The following is a 22,579-nucleotide window of genomic DNA, read 5'->3' as shown; positions in this document are numbered from 1 at the left end:
AAAACAGTCCGGTTTTTTTTATACCCTTAAATCCAGTTTTCTAAGGAATTTATTTGGCTTTTAGGGCATTTTTATTTTGTAGTCCGAACCTTATTTTTTAAAACAATTTTAAGTGAAAATTGCACTTAATCGATAAAAATGCGCATTTTATCGATAAGAAATTTGGTAGATTGAAATTCATTTAATACGTTTGGCATACCAAATCTGATTAAAAATGAAAAAATCTACCCTACTGGCAATTTTTGCCATACTCCTTTTTGCCCCATTTTCGTTTTCGCAATCTGTAAATCCATGGCGGGCAAAGGCTAAAACAGCCGCTATGAAACAGCCGGATCGCAAGACGATTCCTGAGAAGTATAATGTCGTCACGCTGGACATCCCAACACTCAGGTCCCAATTGGGCCGCGCAGTAAAACGGGACGACAACAACAACCTCCCCTTCGCAGTCCAAATTGATTTTCCACTTGAAGACGGTTCAACGGAGACTTTTAACATTGAACGGGTCAGTGTGTTACATCCTGACCTCGAGGCGAAATTCACTGAAATACGTTCGTATTTTGGAGTCAGTGCAAAAAATCCGTTAAATAAAATTTTTATCAGTATGGACCCGGGCGGTTTCACCGGCCTCATCACTGGTGAGAAAACCATTTATATCGACCCATACAATTTTCGCAACAACGGAAACGACTACATTGTTTATGATCGGTCGGAAGCATCTAGGGACCCTGAAAATCCCTTTATCTGTATGGCAGACATGAAAGACCTCGACATTAATCTCGCTGATGGGATGCCTACACCCAGCACTGCGAGAAACTCCATAGATGGTAAATTGCGTACCTACAGAATTGCCATCGCCTGTACTTCCGAATATTCTGCCTACTTCGGAAACACGATGAGTACCATCCTTGCGGCGGTAAACACGACAATCACAAGGGTGAATAGTGTCTATAGGAACGACTTTGCAGTTGTTTTTCAGGTCGTCGCGAGCGAAAACCGCCTGGTTTACATTAACGAGTTCAACATCGACACCCCTACTCCGGATCCTGATCCATACGACAATTACAACGGAAGTACTATGCTGAGTGCGAATACCAGTAATATTACTGGAATTATTGGTGCAAGCGCTTATGACATCGGTCACGTGTTCAGTACAGGTGGTGGTGGAATTGCAAGCGTTGCTCCTTGTAACGCATCCAGCAAGGGAAGTGGTGTCACCGGAATCGTGTCTCCACAAAATGACCCTTTTGATATTGACTATGTATGCCACGAAATCGGCCACCAATTTAGTGCAGGGCACACCTACTATAATGCCTGCTTCGGCTCGAAGGTATCGGATGATTATGAGCCCGGCAGTGGAACCACGATTATGGGCTACGCCGGCGTGTGTTCGCCAAACGTACAATACAACAGCGATGCTTATTTCCATTCCCGAAGCATTGCCCAAATTACCGCTGCGATAGCTACGCACACTTGTGAGACTGAAACTGCCATTGCCAATACGGAACCGATTGCATCGGCTGGCCTTGATTATACTATTCCGAAAGGAACCCCTTTTACATTAACCGGTAGTGCAACCGATGTCGACACTGCAGATGTGTTAACCTATTGCTGGGAACAATTCGACGCAACTGACGGCGGAACACAGCCTCCAGTAGGAACCAATACGGCCGGACCAGTCTTTAGGTCATACTTCGCCACCACAAGCCCCTTACGGACTTTTCCAAAAATGAGCGCAGTGGTAAGCAACACCACCCCAACATGGGAGGTATTGCCGAGTGTGGCACGTGCTTTGAACTTCAGGTTAACCGTCCGTGACAACAGTACGCTTGGCGGACAGACCAACAGCGATAATATGCTCGTAACCGTCTCCACTGCCGGACCATTCGCTGTGACCGCACCGAATACCGCCGTCGTTTGGTATGTTGGAGAGACAAAAACGGTTACCTGGAACGTAGCAGGGACTTCAGCCACGCCGGTGTCAACGGCAAACGTAGCCATAAAGTTATCCACAGATGGTGGTTACACTTATCCAGTCACCATTTTGGCTTCTACCGCTAATGACGGAACAGAGAATATTACGGTTCCGAGCAACATCGGAAAGAATATGAGGATTAAAGTAGAAGCAGTCGGAAATATTTACTTTGACATCTCTAATGTCGACTTTGAAATAAAAGCCAACACCTTCGAACTTACTACAGCACAGGCTACAGTACCCACGTGTAAACCTGCGAATGCCGTATTCTCGATAACTTATACAAAAGCGACTCCTTTTACCGAAACCACAAACTTTTCAGTGACCGGGTTGCCCGCTGGTGCTACTGCGGCGTTTTCACCAACATCGTTGGCGGCATCGGGAACAGTTACCATGACCATCAGCGGCATCAGTGGCGTGGCCGCAGGAATCTATCCACTTACATTCCGCGGTATATCACCAAGTGCTAACATTCCGTTATCACTGACCTTAAAGGTTTTTGACAATGCCATAGGTACAGCAACCTTAACCAGCCCGTCAAACGGTGCAGGAAATCAACAAACCTCTACTTTGCTAACTTGGTCAGATCTTGTAACCGCCTCTTCTTATCTTGTACAAATTTCAACGAATCCAACGTTTTCTACGATCACCGAAACAGCGACTGTTACCACACCGTATTATCAAACTACCGGTCTTACGCAGGGAACAATCAATTATTGGAGGATTAAGCCAATTAACCCATGCATCGATGGAGCATTTTCAGAAGTTTATGTATTTCAAATTGCAAACGACTTATGCAAAACTTATTCGAATGTTTATTTTCAGGGCAATGATGCAGTCTGGGAAACTACCGGTACAAATGCAGTAAGCGCGCGACTCGACGTACCAGATGACATCATGATAAGCGATGTAAACCTGACGCTCACAGGAACGCACACTTCAATGACTGACTTAAAAATGCAGTTTAGTGGACCCACAGGAAACTTTGCAGAAATTTACAATAGGGATTGTTCAGGCTCAGGCATGAATGTAACCTGGGATGATAGTGCATCACCGATTCCTACCGGCTGTAGCGGTGGATTAACTGGTACGAAGCAACCGAACCAGCCACTTTCTAACTTTAACGGATCATCATCGCTCGGAACATGGATTTTACTTGCTACAGACCGTGTGACCGGTGCTGGCGGAACTTTTACCGGAATGAGTATGACGGTTTGCGGAAAATTACAGATTGTAAATAATGTTACTGCCACAATAAATCCTTTGGGCATGCAGTCGGCCGCTACAGCAACGATTCCGTCAGGGAAACTGCTGGCCGTACAACCATCCGCTACTGCTGCACAGCTGACTTATAACATTACCCAACTTCCTGCCTACGGAACGCTGAAATTGAGCGGAACAGCACTAACACTTGGAGGTTCTTTTACCCAGGCAGATGTAAATAACAACTTATTAACCTATGTACACGGCGGCGCAAACACCAATCCCGATAATTTCAAGTTTTCAGTAAAAGGGAATAATACGGCATTGTTAGGCGGCCAGGTGATGAACATTAATATTTGTTCTGTATCCAACACATCTTCACAAACTAATGTGTCCTGCTTCGGCGGAACTGATGGATCTGCAACCGTGGCGGCTTCAGGCGGAACTGCACCGTACACCTATTCATGGTCGCCATCAGGCGGTACAGCAGCAACGGCAAGCGCGCTTTCGGCGGGAACTTACACCTGTACCATCACGGATGCATCAGGTTGTACAAAAGACCAGTCTTTCACCATTACACAACCAACAGCTGCTATTTCTAATACCACAGCACAAACCAATGTGTCCTGCTTCGGTGGAACTGATGGATCAGCAACCGTAGTGGCATCAGGTGGAACACCGGGGTATACTTACCTGTGGTCACCATCAGGTGGTACTGCCGCTTCAGCAACAGGACTTGCTGCAGGAACTTATACCGTTCGCATTACCGATACAAAAGGATGCTTTAAAGACCAGTCCTTCACCATTACACAACCGGCAGTGCTGAGCAATACTTTTTCGCAGACAACTATTTCATGTTTTGGAGAAACGGATGCCACAGCAACAGTGATTGCATCTGGCGGATCTGGTGTATACTCCTATTCATGGTCTCCTACCGGAGGAAATAGCGCTACCGCGACCAACCTGGCCCCTGGAAGCTATACGTGTACCATTACTGATTCAAATGGTTGTAGCAAAATCCAGAACTTTACGGTGTCAACCCCAATCATCACCACATGGAACGGCTCTGTCTGGGATAACGGTTACCCTACCAATGGTGTAAAAGCAATTGTTAACGCAAATTACACGTCGGTTGGCGATTTGACAGCTTGTCAGCTTGAAGTTAACGGCAGTTCTCTTGTAACCGTTCAATCGGGTCACGACTTCAACATTGCCGGTAAGGTCACAGTAGCTTCGAACGCGCTTATTACGTTTGAAAATAATGCTAACCTTTTACAGACTATCGATGTTGCCAACTCAGGAAGCATTATCTCAAAAAGAAATGCACAAATGCGTCGCCAAGATTATGTGTACTGGTCTTCGCCGGTATTAAACCAAAATCTTCTGGCTTTTTCACCATTGACTTTAACAAACAGGTTTTATACTTTGGATGAACCTTCAAATGCCTTTGCACCGATAAATCCATCTACAAATTCGTTTGACGTTGCGAAAGGTTATATGATCAGGGCCCCTAACAATTTTACAACAGCAGTATCGACATTTTTCGGTCAGTTCATTGGAGTACCAAATAATGGAACAAAAACAATACCTGTTACGGTAAGTGGACAAGGTTACAACCTTATTGGTAATCCGTATCCATCACCAGTAAGCGGAAACGCATTCCTGGCAAGCAACCCAGGGACCTTATATTTCTGGACACATACCTCGCAGGATGCAGCAAGCGGTGCAAACTACGCGAGTTACAATACCACTGGAGGCGTAGCTTCTATCGCCGGCGGGGCTGTTCCAAACGGGACGATACAAACAGGACAGGGATTCATCCTTTCAAAGTCAAGTGCTGGTGTTGCTACGTTTACTAACGCAATGCGAAGCGGTAACAACAATGGGCAATTCTTCAGGGATGCCGACGTTGAAAGACACCGCATATGGCTTAATCTAAGCGATACAGCAGGTCCAAAGAACCAAATTCTGGTGGCTTACATGGACGGTGCTACGCAGGCATTTGATGAATCAATCGACGGCGAGCTGCTTGAAAATGGAAGTGCTATTTCCAGCATCATTGACAATTCAAATTATGTAATTCAGGGAAGAGCGTTGCCTTTCAGCGATACCGATAGCGTTCCGCTTCACTTTAAGGCAGCGGCCGCAGGTACTTTTACGATTGGTATTGATCACATGGACGGACTATTTGGACTGGGTCAGAATGTTTATATCAAGGACAACCTGATTGGCTTGACACACAATCTTTCATCGGGCGACTATTCATTTGATACCGCAGAGGGAAATTTTGCGGATAGATTTGAAATCGTTTATCAGAGTGCACCACTGGGGACAGAAACGCCAGTCATGGAAGCTAACCATGTTGTGGTATTCACGCAATCGGGGATCGTTAACGTAAAAAATTCGAAAGAGGAAATCTCGAAAATCAAAATCTTTGATGTTCGGGGAAGACTGATTTACGAAAAAGAAAACATCAACGCCCAAACCGCTACGTTGAACGACCTTAAAACGCAGCAACAGGTTTTGTTGGTTCAGGTTACATCAGTCAACAATATTGTAGTCACAAAAAAAATAGTGTATTAAGTTTAATTTCAGATTAGTAAAGGAAAAAGTCTTCTCTATAAGAAGGCTTTTTCTGTTTCTATATACTTTTTTGGGAGAAATTGGATTGGTCAATTTTAGGAAAAGCAAATTTTGACTGATTTTTAGAAAAAAAGCTACCAAAACTTGCAAAAAATATCCTTGTTAAAAAAATCTTAAAATTCCTTATTTTATGCACTTTGGCGACGATAAAAAACACTTAGTCGATTTTTTTGTTAAAATTTTTCTTCGAAAAGCTTTTGTGTTAGGAAATAAAATAGTAGTTTTATCGCAGTTCTCTGAAAAAGAATAAATACATATTTTAATATCTAACCCCAAAGGATATGAAAAAAACTACCCTACTAATGGGCAGGCTAACCCTACTAGCCTGCTTGCTCCTGTCTGCCTTAAGTTTTGCGCAGACGCAAACATTTACAACCTCAGGATCTTTCACAGTTCCGGCTGGTGTTACCTCAATTCAGGTGGAAGCCTGGGGTGGCGGTGGAGCCGGTGGAGCCGCAACCGGAAACCCCTCAGCGGGTGGCGGTGGATCGGGCGGCGCTTATGCAAAAAACACTGCTATTACAGTAGTTCCCGGAACGGTTTACACGGTAACAGTGGGAACCGGAGGCATCGGGGCTTTGACAGCCGGAGCCAATGGAGGTTCCTCCTGGTTTGGATCCACAACAACCTTACTTGCCGTAGGCGGAAATGGCGGCGCGAGATCAACTACAAACTCTAACACAGCGGCAGGTGCCACAGCACCAGTAACTGGTAATGTGGGTGGTACCGTAAATTTCTATGGAGGGAATGGAGGTACTGGAGTCCTTGCAGGAGTATCTGCTGGCGGCGGCGGCGGAAGTGCCGGAACAGCCTCGAATGGAAACGCAGCAATTACAGTTACCGGAGGTATTGCGGTAACCGGAGGGAGCGCAGGCGCCAACGGATCAACAGCTAGCGGAGACGGTGCGAGTGCCACAGGAGTTGGCGCCGGAGGCGCGGGCGGAAGAGCCGGAAATAACACCGATCGAAACGGCGGAAGCGGCGCAGACGGTAAAGTCATCATTACCTATGCCTGCCCAACTTATAGCCTCACAGCCACATCAATAGGATCATCGATATGTGCGGGCGGTACCGCGACCGTAAATTTAACCGGCTCGGCGACCAGTTTGCCAAGAGGCACTTACACTGTAACATACAATTTATCCGCGCCCAATGCGGCTACTGGTGCTACGGCTACCATGACCGTTACAACCGCAGGAACAGGCTCATTTACAACATCGGGATTGGCGACTTCGGGTGCCACGACCGTTACCATAACATCACTTGCAAGCGGGGCGTCTCCAAGTATTTGCAGTTCAGCGATCAGCACCAATAATACTGCCGTCATTACTGTTAATGCCGTTCCGGCACAGCCGAGTTCCATTACTGGAAATACTACCCCATGTTCAGGCACTTCTTTGACCTATTCCGTGACGAATGTTGCAGGGGTCACTTACAATTGGATCTTCCCTGCAGGATGGACACAAACCGGAGGAGGCACAACAAATTCGATCACTGTTACCGTAGGCAGCACCTCTGGAAATGTACAAGTGACTCCGCAAAACGCATGTGGCACAGGGGTAGCACGCACACTTGCTGTAGCGACGATCCAAACTCCTGTTCAGCCTTCAGCAATTACAGGAAATACCGCTCCATGTGTTGGTGCCACGTCTCTGTCGTATGCCGTCACCAATGTAGCAGGAGTGACTTATAACTGGACCTTGCCATCAGGATGGACGCAGACGGGTGGAACAAATACAAACGCTATTACGGTAACCGCTGGAAGCGCTTCAGGCAATATAAGTGTAACGGCCACAAACTCATGTGGAACCTCATCCGCCAGTACATTAGCGGTTACCGCTTCAGCTGCTCCGGCACAACCAAGCACCATTACAGGACCAACTTCTGCATGCCAGGGGACCTTGCAAAGTTACAGCGTAACAGCAGTCTCTGGTGTCAGTTACACCTGGACCTTTCCAGTCGGTTGGACACAAAGTTCAGGCGGCACGACAAATGCCATTACAGTTACTGTGGGCAGCGGTTCCGGAAATATTACTGTAACACCTACTGTAGGATGCGGAAGTGGTCCGGTCAGAACGCTTGCTGTGACAGGCAATGCTTTGCCAGTCATTTTGACTACCACGCCGGGATCAAGGACTGGATCGGGACCAGTTGTCCTTGGAGCAACCGCTTCTGTTGGAACCATCTCATGGTTCGCGGCAGCAACCGGAGGTACAGCATTAGGAACAGGAACAACATTTACCACACCTGATATCATTACTTCAACGACATTTTATATTGAAGTATCGAATGGAGGATGTACAACTTCGCCAAGGACTGGTGTGCTTGCTACAGTAAACGCGCCGGAAATTGCAGTTTCAGGAAACGGTTACAACATTGCAGACGAGGATACCACACCCGAGACGACCGATTACACCGACTTAGGAACTTCTAACGTACTCATTCCTTTGACGCGGACCTACACGATTCAGAATATCGGTTCCTTATCGCTGACTATTGGAACTTTTACCATTTCGGGAGCGAACGCATCCGAATTTGTATTGGTCACCTCCCCTGCTGCAACACTTGCCAGCGGCGCTTCGACCACATTTTCAATCAGATTTACACCAACTGCGGTCGGCGTTAGAAATGCCTATGTGTCTTTTGTAACAAATGACTCAGATGAAAATCCATTCAATTTTAATATCAGCGGGACTGGTGGTACCGGTGTAAGTCCGGAAATTAACATCAGAGCCGGTGCTACGCCAACAGATATTCCTGATGGAAGTGCCTTAACCCAGACGTCGAATTACACCGATATGGGCAGCGTTACGATAGGCAGCAGCATTACCAGGACCTATACCATTCAAAATACAGGAACAGGTCCGCTAACACTCACAAACAGTCCGAACTTTGTTGTCCTTACCGGCAGTGGATTCTTTACCGTGGCAACACAGCCAAGTGGAACTATTGCAGCCGGTGGAAGTACAACTTTCTCCATAAAGTATACCCCAACGACGACAGGAAGTGCTGTCGCGATTGTAACCATTGGAAACACTGATACCGATGAAAGTACATACGACTTTACGATCACTGCAAATGCTACAGTGAGCGGCAGGGACATTGGTATTCAAGGAAATGAAGTACTGATTGAAGATGGCGCAACGACAGCAAACATTACAGACCAGACGGATTTCGGGATTACCGACCTAACCACACCAATTGCAATTCCGTTCAACGTATATTCGTTTGGAAGCACGAGCGTGACGGTAGCTTCCACAGGAATAACTGCAGGACAGGACTTTACAATCACGCCGCTTAACAATGTAACGGTGGTTTCAGGAACACCAAACTCATTCGTTGTTACGTTCACACCAACCGCGATTGGGGTACGAACTGCGACCGTAACCATTACCAGCAATGCAAACAGTCCTTCCACAAAAGCTTCCTATACGTTTGTCGTAAAAGCGGAGGTTCAAAATCTGGCAGCATTAACAACCGCGCCGGGTGGTGTCACCTCAAACCTTAAATTCTGGTTGAAAGCGGACAGTGAAATTGGCGCCGTTTCAGATGAAGCAACAATTAACATCTGGAACGACCAGACCACAGGAAGTACAAAAGACGGGCTTGCTAAATTTGGTAAAGAACCAAAATTCAGGAACAATACTTCTAGTAACGTTAATTTTAATCCGGTGATTCACTTTAATGGATCAAACACCATGTCGGGCAGCCAGGGATTCAACCATCAGGATATGTTTGTGGTGCTGAAACCAACCAATGCAATTTCTTACCTGACCAGTGCACAGGATATTTATTGTGGCGATGACGTTACCGTCAATAAAAACAGCCAGGATGTCACCGGTTTTCAAATGGGAAACACCTCTGCCAGGTATAATGCTTCAGGAGGAAATGATCTCGTTGCCTATAACCAGGCTGCAAATACCTCGTACGGTGTCGGCGAATTAAATTCCACGAAGACTTATTCCGGCGTAAACATCTTCAACCCAAGAAAAAGTTCTTTGAATAGAATGATGCTGCTTTGCAACGGCAACACCCTTAGCACAATAGAAGTAAATACAGGAACATATAAAAACATCATAAACTCAAGATACTGGCTCGGCCGAAGCGAGTTTTACGATGCCAGTTACGATGGTGACATCCTTGAAATCATCAATTACAGCGGCCTGAATTCGGCAGCAGATAAAAGCAAGATCGAATCATATCTTGCGATTAAATACGGCATCACGTTAGGAGTAAATGGGGTAAGCCAGGATTATGTAGATTCTGATGGCAACACGATTTTTCCGGCATCTAATGGTTTTAACTATAACATCGCTGCGATTGGAAGGGATGACAAATCTGGCTTAAACCAAAAACAGTCAAAAACTGAAAATACGTCAAATGACGTTACAATGGGGTTAACAAACATTCAGCCGAGAAACTCCGACAATACAAGTACATTCGATACCGATAAGGACTTTTTAATTTGGGGAAGTAACAACGGAACTTTGGGAGCACAAGCGCCAATTTTGGTGAACATGAGTTCCGGTATTTCCGGATTAACAACCCAGGTAGATTTCACTTCTATTGGCAGGACCTGGAAAGTAATCGAATATGGCGGTGATGTAAAAACTGTTACTGTGTCAGTACCTTCTACCCTATTGACTTCGACCATTACACCTCCGGGGGACTTCCTGATGTTTATTTCAAGCAGCCCTATCTTCAGCCCTACCGCTGAATATAGGATCATGCGCGCCAACGGCTCAAAATTAGAGACTACCTATGATTTCAACGGGACTACCTACATTACGTTCGGTTATGCACCTGAAAGGACATTTGTAAGATCGGTCACTTTTGATGGAGTCGATGATTATATGGACGCTGGAAATGTACTGAATCTTGACAACACCAATTTCACCGTATCGGCATGGGTCAAAAGAAATACCGCTGGCAGGACCATCTTGTCAAAACGAAACAGCACTTTTACCGCGGGTTACGACTTAATGATCAACAGCGGCGGCTATGCTGAGATGAGCTGGATCAATGGTACAAAACAAACGATTACCTCTTCTGTAATTATTCCAACTGACAAATGGCACAACATCGCCGTAACTTTTGATGGAACAAATGCTAAAATGTATATCGATGGCGTACTGGATGTAACCGCACCGTTGCTCCCGGTACTGTCCAGCACGCAGTCATTTATCATTGCCGGCGCCGGCAGCACGGCGACAACCTCGTTTTTTAATGGTACCATTGATGAAGTGAGGGTTTGGGGTACTGCATTAAGTGTAGCCGAATTGCGCTATGTGATGAATCAGGAGTTGTTAGAACATTCTGACAGCACCGTAAACGGAAATATTTTACCGCAAACCATCACGTTAAATGAAGTAAAAGACATCCCATGGTCAACGGTTAAAGCCTACTATCCAATGTCTACTTACACCTATACGAATGCAAAAGATATGTCCGATAACGACTACACTGCCGCCATTAAAAACCTTTCAACCGTGAACTACCAAACTGCTCCTCTTCCCTACGTATCAGCGGCAAATGGTGACTGGTCAAGTGATGCTACCTGGAAAAACAGCGATGTCCAGGACATTCCCTACAGCTATTCTATCGTCGACGGCACCACCCGAATTGGTTGGAACATTGTTCAGACAACCCACAACATTACTTCAACTTCGAATGAAGTCGTGCTTGGCCTTGACATGCAAAGCGGACAAATAACCGCAGATAATGATATCAAAATTGAAGTGTCGCATTATCTGAACCTCAATGGCAAAATTGACTTGGTCGGGAGATCCCAACTGGTTCAGTCATTTGGCAGTGACTTAAATCCGGCGAGCTCCGGAACTATTGAAAGAGACCAGCAAGGACAGACCAATTTGTACAATTATAACTACTGGTCTTCTCCTGTTAGTGCTCCGAGTACCGTTGCAAACAATCTAGGATATACGATTACCGAGGTATTTAAAGATGCTACCGATCCTGATAACATCAAGAATATCAATTGGACAGCCAGCCAGGACGGGGCGCCAACCAATCCCATCACTGTGTCTTCCGCATGGATATTTAAGTTCCAGAACTTGAGTAATGCCTATGCAAACTGGGGTTATATAGGCTCAAATGGCACGTTACTCCCTGGAGAAGGATTTACTATGAAAGGATGCGGTGTGGCAGCAGCTACACAAAACTACGCTTTCACCGGAAAACCAAATAATGGACCGGTAACACTTCCTATTGCCGCTGGTAACCTAAACCTTTGTGGAAACCCATATGCTTCATCGCTGGATTCACAAAAATTCATCAATGATAACCTAGGTTCGATTGACGGGACGTTGTACTTCTGGGAACATTATTCCACCAATAATACACACGTTTATGCCCAATATCAGGGCGGATACGCAGCATTGACCAATACGGGGGGAACTCCGCCAGTAAGTCCGGTTGGCATCAGTGGCTTGGGCTCGAGTACCCGTATACCAAAAAGATTCATTCCGGTGGGACAAGGATTTTTTGTAGTAGGAAATACAACAGGGGGTACAATAAAATTTGACAACAATCAACGCTTGTTTGTAAAAGAGTCCAGTACCTCATCAAACGTGATGTTCCGAAATGCGAACCAAACAAATACAGCCAATACTCCTGCGGACAACAATGGCATTTCGAATCAGGATGACAGCTACAACATTCAGACCACATTTTCAAAAATCCGCCTTGGATACAACTCTGCAACGAATTACCACAGACAGCTATTGTTAGGCTTCATGAATGAAAACGCATCCAGCGCCATTGATCCAGGATACGATGCCGTCATGTTTGATCAACTTCCTGACGACATGTATTTCCTAAACAATGGCGTGAAACTGCTTATTCAGGGAGAAGGCTTCTTCAACGAAGCAAACATCTACCAATTGGGAGTAAAAGCCGGGATTGATGGTATGGTCCAATTCGGTATAGACGAAATGAATGACTTTGATCCAAATCAGGACGTTTACATCTACGACGCTGAAGACCAGTCCTATCATGATATTAAAAATAACGACTTTAACATCATCCTCGCACAGGGAACTTATGACGATCGCTTTTCATTGCGATTTGTAAATACTACTTTAGGAACTGACAATCAACAAACAACCGGTCCGCTAATCGGTTTTACGAACAGCAATAACACGATTAACATTCAGGACCAAACACACAAGTTTGAGATAAACAGTGTTACGATGTACAATGTACTTGGGCAAAGCCTCCAGGTTTGGGATACAGTGGACAACAATAATGGCTTATTGCAAATTCCAATCAGCAACTACGCGGCTGGAACTTACATTGTAAAAATCAACACTTCAACGGGAAATTTCAGTAAAAAGATTGTCGTGAAATAATGTAAATTTTCCTGATTTACAACCAAAAGTGGTCAGTTATTCTGGCCACTTTTTTTTGTAAGAAAACAACTAAATTGAAAGGTAAAATTGCGGTGAATTGCAGCATTGTTTCGGTGAAATTGAAAACCCACAAATCCCTGATTTTGTGCGCGCTAAGCAAATCATTGCAGCCGAAAATGAGCATGATGGAAAAACGCCCTTTTTTTTTCACTTTAAACAGTAAAAAACGTGCATTTTAACGATTAAAAATACCTGTCAACGAGTATTTTTTAAATGTTAATTTTAACAGTCTACTTTCGCCCCAGATTTTAATCCCAAATCAAAATCTGTTACGATGAAGACAAAATACAATTTTAAAACCCTGCTTTTATTTTTTGGAGCGATCTTGTTCCTCCAGAATTCCAGTGCCCAAAACACTGCTACCTACAACTTTACCTCGGCAGGTGCTACTCAGACATTTACAGTTCCAGCTGGCGTTACCAGCTTAACAATCGAAGCATGGGGCGGCGGTGGACGCGGTGCCAGTATTGTTTCAGCAACAGGACGCGGCGGCGGCGGCGGAGCGGGTGGTTATTCTAAACATGTAATGACAGTTACGCCCGGAACGAGCTACAATATTGTGGTGGGTGGTGGAAGCACCACGACGGCTTCAGGTGGAAATACAACATTCAATAGCACCACTGTAGTCGCTAACGGAGGCTTAAGTGCTGGTGACAACGTAAACAATGGTGTTGCCGGAGGCGCTGCATCAGGCGGAAGTCTTTTTAACCGTGCAGGAGGTGCTGGGGCAAATGGCCAATCCGGCAGTTACGGCGGCGGCGGCGGTGCATCAGGTAGTACCAATGGTAATGGTGTTGCAGCCACAAACGCATCTGGGGCTACAGCTCCTTCTGGAGGTGGAAACGGCGGCGCCGGCCGATCTACAACTACAGGAACAGGTCTTCCCGGAACAATCCCAGGTGGTGGTGGTGGTGGTGCTTTTAGGACTACCAGCGGTACTTCTGCAGGAGGTAGCGGAGCAAATGGCCAGTTGCTAATCACTTATGGTATTGCTGAAATTAATGTTTTCAGCGCATACGGAACCAACCTCGTGGATGGAGATAACACTCCTACTGCATCGGAAGGCAATCTTTTTGGATCTGTTAATACAGGAAGCGCCCTGACTAGTGAGTTTATCATTATGAATACCGGAAACGTTGCGCTTACACTGGGTACACCAACTTTTTCAGGAACCAATGCGTCTGAGTTTACCGTACTGACTTCACCCGGCACTTCAATAGCTGCAGGTAGTACAGCAACAATGGTAATTAGATTTTTACCAACCGGTACAGGAACCCGAACGGCGGCAATAAGCTTCAGCACAAACGACGCTGACGAAAATCCTTTCAATTTTTCTTTACAAGGAACAGGCACAGCTCCTGTTATTGCGGTAACGGGCGGACCCTCTGTCCCTACTACCATTCCAAACAATATGGTGGTTGCTTCTGCTACCGTTGCCAATGGTTGCGATTATGGCACGCAAATCACAACAGGATCAATAACCAGAACATACACAATAACTAATACAGGCACAGGACTCCTTACCATAACAGGTGTTTCCCTAACTGGAGGAAACGCTGGTGATTTTGCAGTCGCAGTAAACCCTGCTTCGACGGTTGCTGTGGGTGCGTCGACCACTTTTTCGATTAGATTTGACCCTTCTACCGGTAGCACCCGTACGACCACAGTAAATATCGCAAGTGATGCCGGAACTTTTAAATTTGACATTAAAGGTACGTATAGCGCATCAACCGCTGCTGATGTCAGCGTTTATAGCTCCGGATCTGTAGAGATCCCATTATATGCAGCAGCAAGTACAGGCTATAATACCGACTTCGGCTCGCTTAACACACTCGATACACCCATTACAAAAACATATACCATTAAGAATGACTCTGCTACACTATTGCAAAACCTAACAGGCGTTACCGTAGCGGTTTCGGGAACTGGTTTTAGTGTGTCATCATCTACCATTCCCATCAGTCCTTTAAATTTAATTGGACCAAGTGGCTCAGCAACGTTTACGATCCAATTTGACCCGACTACAGTGGGAACGGTTACAGGTATGGTGACAGTGACTACATCAGATGCAAATGAAGGAAGCTATACCTTTTATATTACAGGAACAGGAACAAACCCTGAAATCGCTGTAACAGGCGGAAACCCTGCTGCGAATATCACCGACAACGCTGCAGCCTCTTCTACCACGGGGACAGATTTTGGGCAGCAATTCACTGTTGGCTATATTACCAGGGAATTCACCATCACAAACTCAGGAACTGGTCCATTGACCATTGGCAGTGTCAATGTTGCCAATACCAGCACGACTCAGACTACAAATATAGATTATGCTGTATCGGGTATCGGAGCAGGAACATCTATAGCAGCTGGCACCTCTTTAACTTTTACGATTACTTATGATCCAGCCGCCAGTTCGGCCGGAACAAGAACTGCTACCCTCACAATCAATTGTAACGATACGGACGAAAGTGCTTTTGATATCCGAGTTACCGGAACGGTTGGTACCAGTTCGCGCGAAATAAATGTACAGGGCGGATCGCCATTGGTTGACATCAACATGTTTGATTACCCAACCATAGCACAAGGAACGAATTTCGGCGGTATTTATGTTACCAATGGAACAATTGCAAAATCATTCACCATTCAAAATACAGGAGGCGGCGCCACATTGACAATTAGCTCCGTGACCATCACAGGAACCAATGCATCGGATTTCACCCTGACAACCGCTCCGTCCTACACTGCACTACCGACCACTACAGGATCCACCACGATGACAATCACATTTAATCCGAGTGGAACAGGAACAAGGTCAGCGATTGTTACGATCAACAATAATGACGCCAATGAAGGCACGTATGTGTTCTATATCCAAGGCGATGGAAATACTTATGCCGATTCAGATTTTGACAGTGTAACAGATGACAATGATGTGGACGATGACAATGACGGTATCCTGGACACGATGGAGCAGTCGGCTTGTGCATTGCTTACCACTTCCACAACGACTTCAAAAGTATTCCTGAATGAAACATTTGGAACGGGTACCGCCAGAACAACTATTGACGCGAACAATGCCGATGCCGGCACTACCTATACCTATGGCACCACAAGCCTGGATGACGGTCAATACACGGTATTCAATAGTGCTCAGATTACAACCTGGGCAAGCGAATATTGGTACAGGGGTGCTGATCACACCGGAGATACCAATGGAAAAATGGCTATGTTTAATGCCAATTTCACGCCGGAAAAATTTTACACCAATACGATTTCAGGTGTTACACCAAATGTAGAGGTTACCTTCAGCTTTTACGCTATTAACTTAGACCGGTCGGATGCCACTGACGTAGCCAACCGTATCAGGCCAAACGTAAGGGTTGAAATCAGGAAAGTAAGTGATAATACGCTGATCACATCGCTTTCTACAGGAAACATCCCTCCGAGCCCGTCAGGAACGGCAACTGCTTCCGACTGGACAAGATACCCGCTTACATTTACCACCTCTGAAACAGAATTTAAAGTTACCTTTATCAATAATGCTCCGGGAGGATTGGGTAACGATATCGCAATCGATGATATCACCGTATCGCAAAAATATTGTGACATGGATCACGATGACGAAGCAGATATGTTTGATCTCGATGATGATAACGACGGTATTCCGGATTCTGTTGAAGCAGGTTTCAAAGCCTACACCAATAACAAAAGTAGAATAGACACTGCCGATAACACAAAATGGGTAGACGTTAATAAAAATGGATTAAACGACAACATCGATCCAGACTATATCAGCAATTACTACACTTCCTTTGTACAGGATACAGATGGAGACGGGATTTATGATTTCATGGATTATGACAGCGATAACGATACTAAGTTTGACATAGACGAAGCACAAGCCGATACCTTTTATTTGAACAATACGGGCGGCGCTTACACCGGAGACGGGGATATTGATGGAGATGGTAAAGGTGACGGCGTTGACACAGATGGAGACGGTTTATTAGATTTAAACGATGACTCTTCTTCCTATGGAACCACTTTTAAGGCATTTCCAACTGACACAGACGGTGACGGTACGCCAGATTATCTTGATCTGACTTCCAATGGGTCTGCTAAAGATATCGCGGGAACACTTTATGCGGGTCTTGATTCGAATAATGATGGAAAAGTAGATGGCACAGCCGATGTTGATAAAGATGGTATCTTAGATGCTTTCGACAGTTACAATATCGTATCAACCGGAAGTACCGTATCAATTGGCTCGCCAAGAGATATTGTCGACAAATCTTTACTTATCGATTTTGATGGAAGGAATGACTACGCAGAGGGAGACCAGCTTCTAAGCGGCTTGTCTAAAGCCACCATCATGGGTTGGATAAAATTAGATACCTATTACCCATCGACACCTACAATTGTATTGGGTCAGGATAATTTCTATATAACGATTACGGGAAGTGCTACCAGAAACGTTTCTGTAGTCGCAGGATCTTACAGCGCAGCATGGACTACCGCATTGGATTTAAACCGTTGGTATCATATCGCAGCGATTTACGACAGTGCCGGCACATTAAAATTGTATGTCAATGGAACTTTAAGACAAACTACCGCAGTTACCGGCAGTCTTGGAGCAACGTCTACTAAATTTACAATGGCTAAAAAATCAAGTGCATCAACCAACTATTTTAGAGGGTATATCGATGAAGTACGCGTTTTTAATACCGCCATTACGGAAGACCAGTTACAGAAAATGATTTATCAGAAGATTTCCCAAAATGGAACTGCCATTAGAGGAGCTATTATTCCGAAGAATATTGAATCGTCTACTTGGTCTAATTTAAAAGCATACTACAGGTTAGACGACTATAAAGGTAATGTTACCGATGACTTTACCATCTCCGGAACGGATAATGGCACCAGCAGCACTTTTTGTAAAATCTACAACGTCAAATACATTAAGACAGAGAATACACCGTTGCCGTTTAAAACGAGACAAGCTGGTATATTAGATAGTTCTGCTTTAACCGATGCAACAAATTTCATTTATGGACCTGACATTAAAGACAATAACTATTCAATCGTTCAGGTAAAGCACGATGTCACAGTAGCTAATAATTTTACCAGTGTTGGGTTAATTGTTGATGCCGGTAAAAAGATTACTGTAAATAACGATAATAAAATAGAAAACTCCTGGTACCTGGATTTGCAGGGCACCATCGATTTGACTGGAAAATCTCAATTGGTGCAGGGTCTTAACAGTGACCTGGCGTCAACAACGACCGGATCTATTGAAAGAGACCAACAAGGTACCAAGATTAAATACAACTATAATTATTGGTCTTCCCCTGTAAGTACCATCTCCAGCTCTACTGTTAATAACGGCTATACAATTGCTGGTGTAATGAAAGACGGCACAGCTACCACCCCTGCCAATATCTCATGGACTGATAGCCAGGATGCACCAGGAAATACTACGCCGATTACACTAAGCCGCGCATGGGTTTACAAATACCAAAACTTAGGTATTGCTTATGCCAACTGGTCTTATGTAGGTGAAAATGGAAGTCTTAGTGCAGGTCAGGGTTACACGCTAAAAGGGTCTAACGCTTCCACTTCGAACCAAAACTACGTATTTGTTGGAAAACCGAATAACGGAACGATTACTTCGCCAATATCAGCCAGTAATTTGAATTTGTCTGGTAACCCTTACCCAAGTGCGATCAGCGCTTCTGAATTTATCAAGGATAATCTTCCTGCTTCAAGTCCATCAGCAAATCCAGGCACGAGCGGCGCCCTTACCGGACCACTATATTTTTGGGAGCATTCATCAACAAACAATTCACATGTCTACGCGAGCTACATTGGTGGGTATGGCGTTTATAGCCTTGTTGGTGGCGTAGCACCTCTTAATGCTGCCACAGGTACGAGCGGACAAGTTGGGGCGGCCAACACGCCTCCCGGTGACTATATTCCGGTAGGTCAGGGATTCTTTGTTCAGGGAAGCACAACGGGTGGAAACATTACTTTTAAAAACAGTCAGCGTGCATTCGTAAAAGAAAATGCAAGCAATAGCAATTCCCTGCTGAGAAATGCAAATAGCACACAATCAGGAGATGAGCCTTATAACAATGAAAACACCCCACTTGTAAATAATGGAGATAATTTTATTAAAATAAGATTAGGATTTAATAATAATGTTGATGCGCATCGTCAGGTATTGATTGGATTTATGAATGAATACGCGACCGATGGTATTGACCTTGGTTATGATGCACTTAATTTTGATTCCAATCCAAGTGATATGTATTTCAAAACACCTGATGGCAATCTAATTGTTCAAGGGGTAGGGAGTTTTACCAATACCGCCATTTATCCACTTGGTGTGACCGCTGATACTGCAAGTCCGGTATCCTTCACTTTGGATGGCGTAGAAAATTTACCCGAAAATCAGAATGTGTTTATATTTGATGCACTTGATAGTTCTTACCACAATATCAAAGATGGTGATTTTGAAACTACTCTCGATGCTGGCACGTATAATGAGCGTTTCTCTTTAAGATTTATGAATCCATTAAGTACGAATAATCCTGTTGTTGAAGACAAAATTAATGTTGCCTATACGAATGGCGATCAAATTTTAACAATCCGTAATAATGCTTTGAATACTGTAGTGGAATCTGCAATGCTATTTAATATTTTAGGACAGCAAATTGCTGCCTGGAACATCGAGAATGAAAATCAACAAAATATTCAATTCCCGATCAAAGGTTATAGCGCTGGCACCTACATTGTGAAGGTAAAAACATCGACTGGATCATTGGCTAAAAAAATCATCATCAGATAAGCTAAAAACACATCATCGTTAAAGAAGCATCCTGAAGAGGGTGCTTTTTTTATTTTGACATACTTCATGTAACAGTAATGAAATCAGTATATTACAGCACAAAAAATAAGAAATTACGCAATACATCGAGTATAAATGCAACTCAACGAAAAGAATCTTTAACAAATATTTTATGGTATATATTTACTCAAAATAAAACCTACTACACCATGAAAAAAATCTACAAACACGCCTGTGCAATACTCCTTTTGGGATTATTGATGATAACCTCAAATGCGCTTGCTCAGGACGACGATTTTGAAACTCCTGTCTATACTAAAATCAGATTAGGTTTCCATTCCCACAATAATTTCTACAGACAGATCCTTATCGGATTCGAAGAAGATAACGCCACCGAGGGAATTGATCCCGGATTTGATGCCGTAAACGTGTTTAATCTGCCGAATGACTTTTATTTCCTATGTGACAATACTGAACTATTTATTCAGGGAGTCGGGTACTACAACACCAATAATGTGTATCCCCTGGGTGTACGCTCAAACTCCGTAGGTACCATTACCATTAACATTGATGCAACAGAAAATTGGGATCCAACCCAGGAAGTTTATATTTATGATGCGGTAATGAATACCTTTTCTAACATTAAAAATGGCCCTTTTACTGCTAACGTAGGCATAGGAACGTTTAATGATCGGTTTTCCCTGAGATTTTCAACACAATCCACTTTAGGCGTTGGCAATACACCGATTGTGAGCAACATCAGCGTGAATTATGTTACGACAGACAAAACACTATCCATCCTGAACAATTCCACGTCCACGGCTACTACCGTCACGCTATATAATCTTAGTGGACAGTCCGTAAACACCTGGAATGTTTCTAAAATGAACCAAACGTCCATTTCGTTACCCGTATCGAACCTTAGCGCCGGCGTATATCTTGTTAACGTCGATACATCAAATGGAGCAGTCACCAAAAAGATTTTACTGAAATAAATTGAATATCTACAACTAAAAAAGCTCCTTGATTAAAGGAGCTTTTTTTATACATCAATTTTTTGACTAACTACTCAGGACATCAAGCAATTCATCAAATCCCAACAGCTGCTGTTCGCCTGTTGCCAGGTTCTTCAAAGCATACCGGCTACCCGCCATCTCCGTTTCCCCTGCAATGACTGCAAATGGGATTTTCCTTTTGTCGGCATATTGAAATTGCCTTCCTACTTTAACCTGATCAGGATACAGCTCTGCTTTGATGCCAGCCTTCCTCAGTGCTGTAATGGCTTTCATGGCATACAAGGCCTCACCATCGCCGAAATTAAGAAACAAAGCCTTGGACGTTGCCGCAACGGTGGAAGGAAACAAGCCCAGCGCTTCAATGACCAAATAAATGCGATCCAGTCCGAAAGAAATGCCAACACCACTCATGTTTTTTAACCCAAAAATTCCGGTAAGATCATCATAGCGACCGCCGCCACCAATTGACCCCATGGATACACCCGAAGGCGGACCCACCTCAAAAATGGCACCAGTGTAATAATTGAGTCCACGCGCCAACGTCACATCAAGATCAAGCACCGATTTATCCAAACCTAAAACTTCGATTCTATCGCATATGAAACGCAACTCCTCTACCCCCTTCATACCTTCATCAGAACCGGAAAGCAATTGGGAGAGCTTAACTAACTTTTCCTTTATTGTTCCTGAGAACTGGAATAACGGTTGGATCTGTTCCAAAGCTTCCGGAGAAATTCCCTTCTCCAGCATTTCCTTTTTCACTCCATCCTCTCCTATTTTGTCCAACTTATCAAGTGCCACCGTAAAATCAATGAGCTTATCCTTCGCCCCGATTACATCTGCTATTCCCGACAATATTTTACGATTATTGATCTTTATCGTAACGCCTTCTAAACCAAGTCGACTGAAAACAGCGTCGTACAATTGCACTAACTCAATCTCCTGCCACAGACTCGTTGAGCCCACTACATCTGCATCACATTGATAAAACTCACGGAAACGCCCTTTCTGAGGACGGTCAGCACGCCAAACCGGCTGAATCTGGTACCGCTTGAACGGAAAATCAATTTCGTTCTGGTGTTGGACTACATAACGCGCAAATGGAACTGTAAGATCATACCGGAGCGCTTTCTCGGAGATTTTCGGTGTCAGTGACCTGGCATTTTCAACCATCAATTCTTCTGCTGAAATTTTCTCTAAAAAATCGCCGGAATTTAAAATCTTAAAGATCAATCGATCCCCTTCGTCTCCATATTTACCCATTAAGGTATCAGAATTCTCGAAAGAAGGTGTCTCGATGGGCTGAAAGCCAAACCGCTCAAAATTATCTTTTATGATATCAATGATATACTGTCGTTTCGACACTTCTTCAGGTGAAAAATCTCTTGTTCCCTTCGGTATTCCCGGCTTAGCCATCTTAACTGTTTTTAAAATAAAAAAAATGCTATTCTACGCAATTTCCTGCAAATAT

At 44.3% G+C, this 22,579-nt stretch carries 5 protein-coding genes; 4 read left to right on the top strand and 1 reads right to left on the bottom strand.

Annotation, left to right across the window (positions count from 1 at the left end; translation table 11 throughout):
• The first annotated feature begins 319 nt into the window (after nucleotides 1-319).
• The 4 genes from CFE23_RS01345 to CFE23_RS01330 all read left to right on the top strand — a co-directional run bounded on the left by CFE23_RS01345 (nucleotide 320) and on the right by CFE23_RS01330 (nucleotide 21,087).
• Nucleotides 320-5,758: a reprolysin-like metallopeptidase gene (locus CFE23_RS01345; protein ID WP_291082899.1), complete on the top strand. Its 5,439-nt coding sequence runs from the start codon at nucleotides 320-322 to the stop codon at nucleotides 5,756-5,758.
• Between the two features lie 341 nt (nucleotides 5,759-6,099).
• Nucleotides 6,100-13,185, top strand: a complete 7,086-nt coding sequence (locus tag CFE23_RS01340) for a choice-of-anchor D domain-containing protein (RefSeq protein WP_291082896.1) — start codon at nucleotides 6,100-6,102, stop codon at nucleotides 13,183-13,185.
• 334 nt (nucleotides 13,186-13,519) lie between these two features.
• Entirely contained in the window at nucleotides 13,520-20,092 is a 6,573-nt protein-coding gene (locus CFE23_RS01335; RefSeq protein ID WP_291082893.1) for a choice-of-anchor D domain-containing protein, read from the top strand.
• Between the two features lie 209 nt (nucleotides 20,093-20,301).
• Entirely contained in the window at nucleotides 20,302-21,087 is a 786-nt protein-coding gene (locus tag CFE23_RS01330; protein ID WP_291082890.1) for a T9SS type A sorting domain-containing protein, read from the top strand.
• A gap of 66 nt (nucleotides 21,088-21,153) precedes the next feature.
• Here CFE23_RS01330 and hisS read toward each other — a convergent pair whose 3' ends face one another.
• On the bottom strand, nucleotides 21,154-22,524 hold the full coding sequence (gene hisS, locus CFE23_RS01325) for a histidine--tRNA ligase (protein ID WP_291082888.1): 1,371 nt from the start codon (nucleotides 22,522-22,524) through the stop codon (nucleotides 21,154-21,156).
• Nucleotides 22,525-22,579: the final 55 nt, after the last annotated feature.

Source organism: Flavobacterium sp. BFFFF1 (assembly GCF_002256285.1).
Taxonomy (GTDB): domain Bacteria; phylum Bacteroidota; class Bacteroidia; order Flavobacteriales; family Flavobacteriaceae; genus Flavobacterium.
The sequence above is the reverse complement of the archived record's forward strand: the minus strand, read 5'-3'. Positions and strand labels throughout refer to the sequence as shown.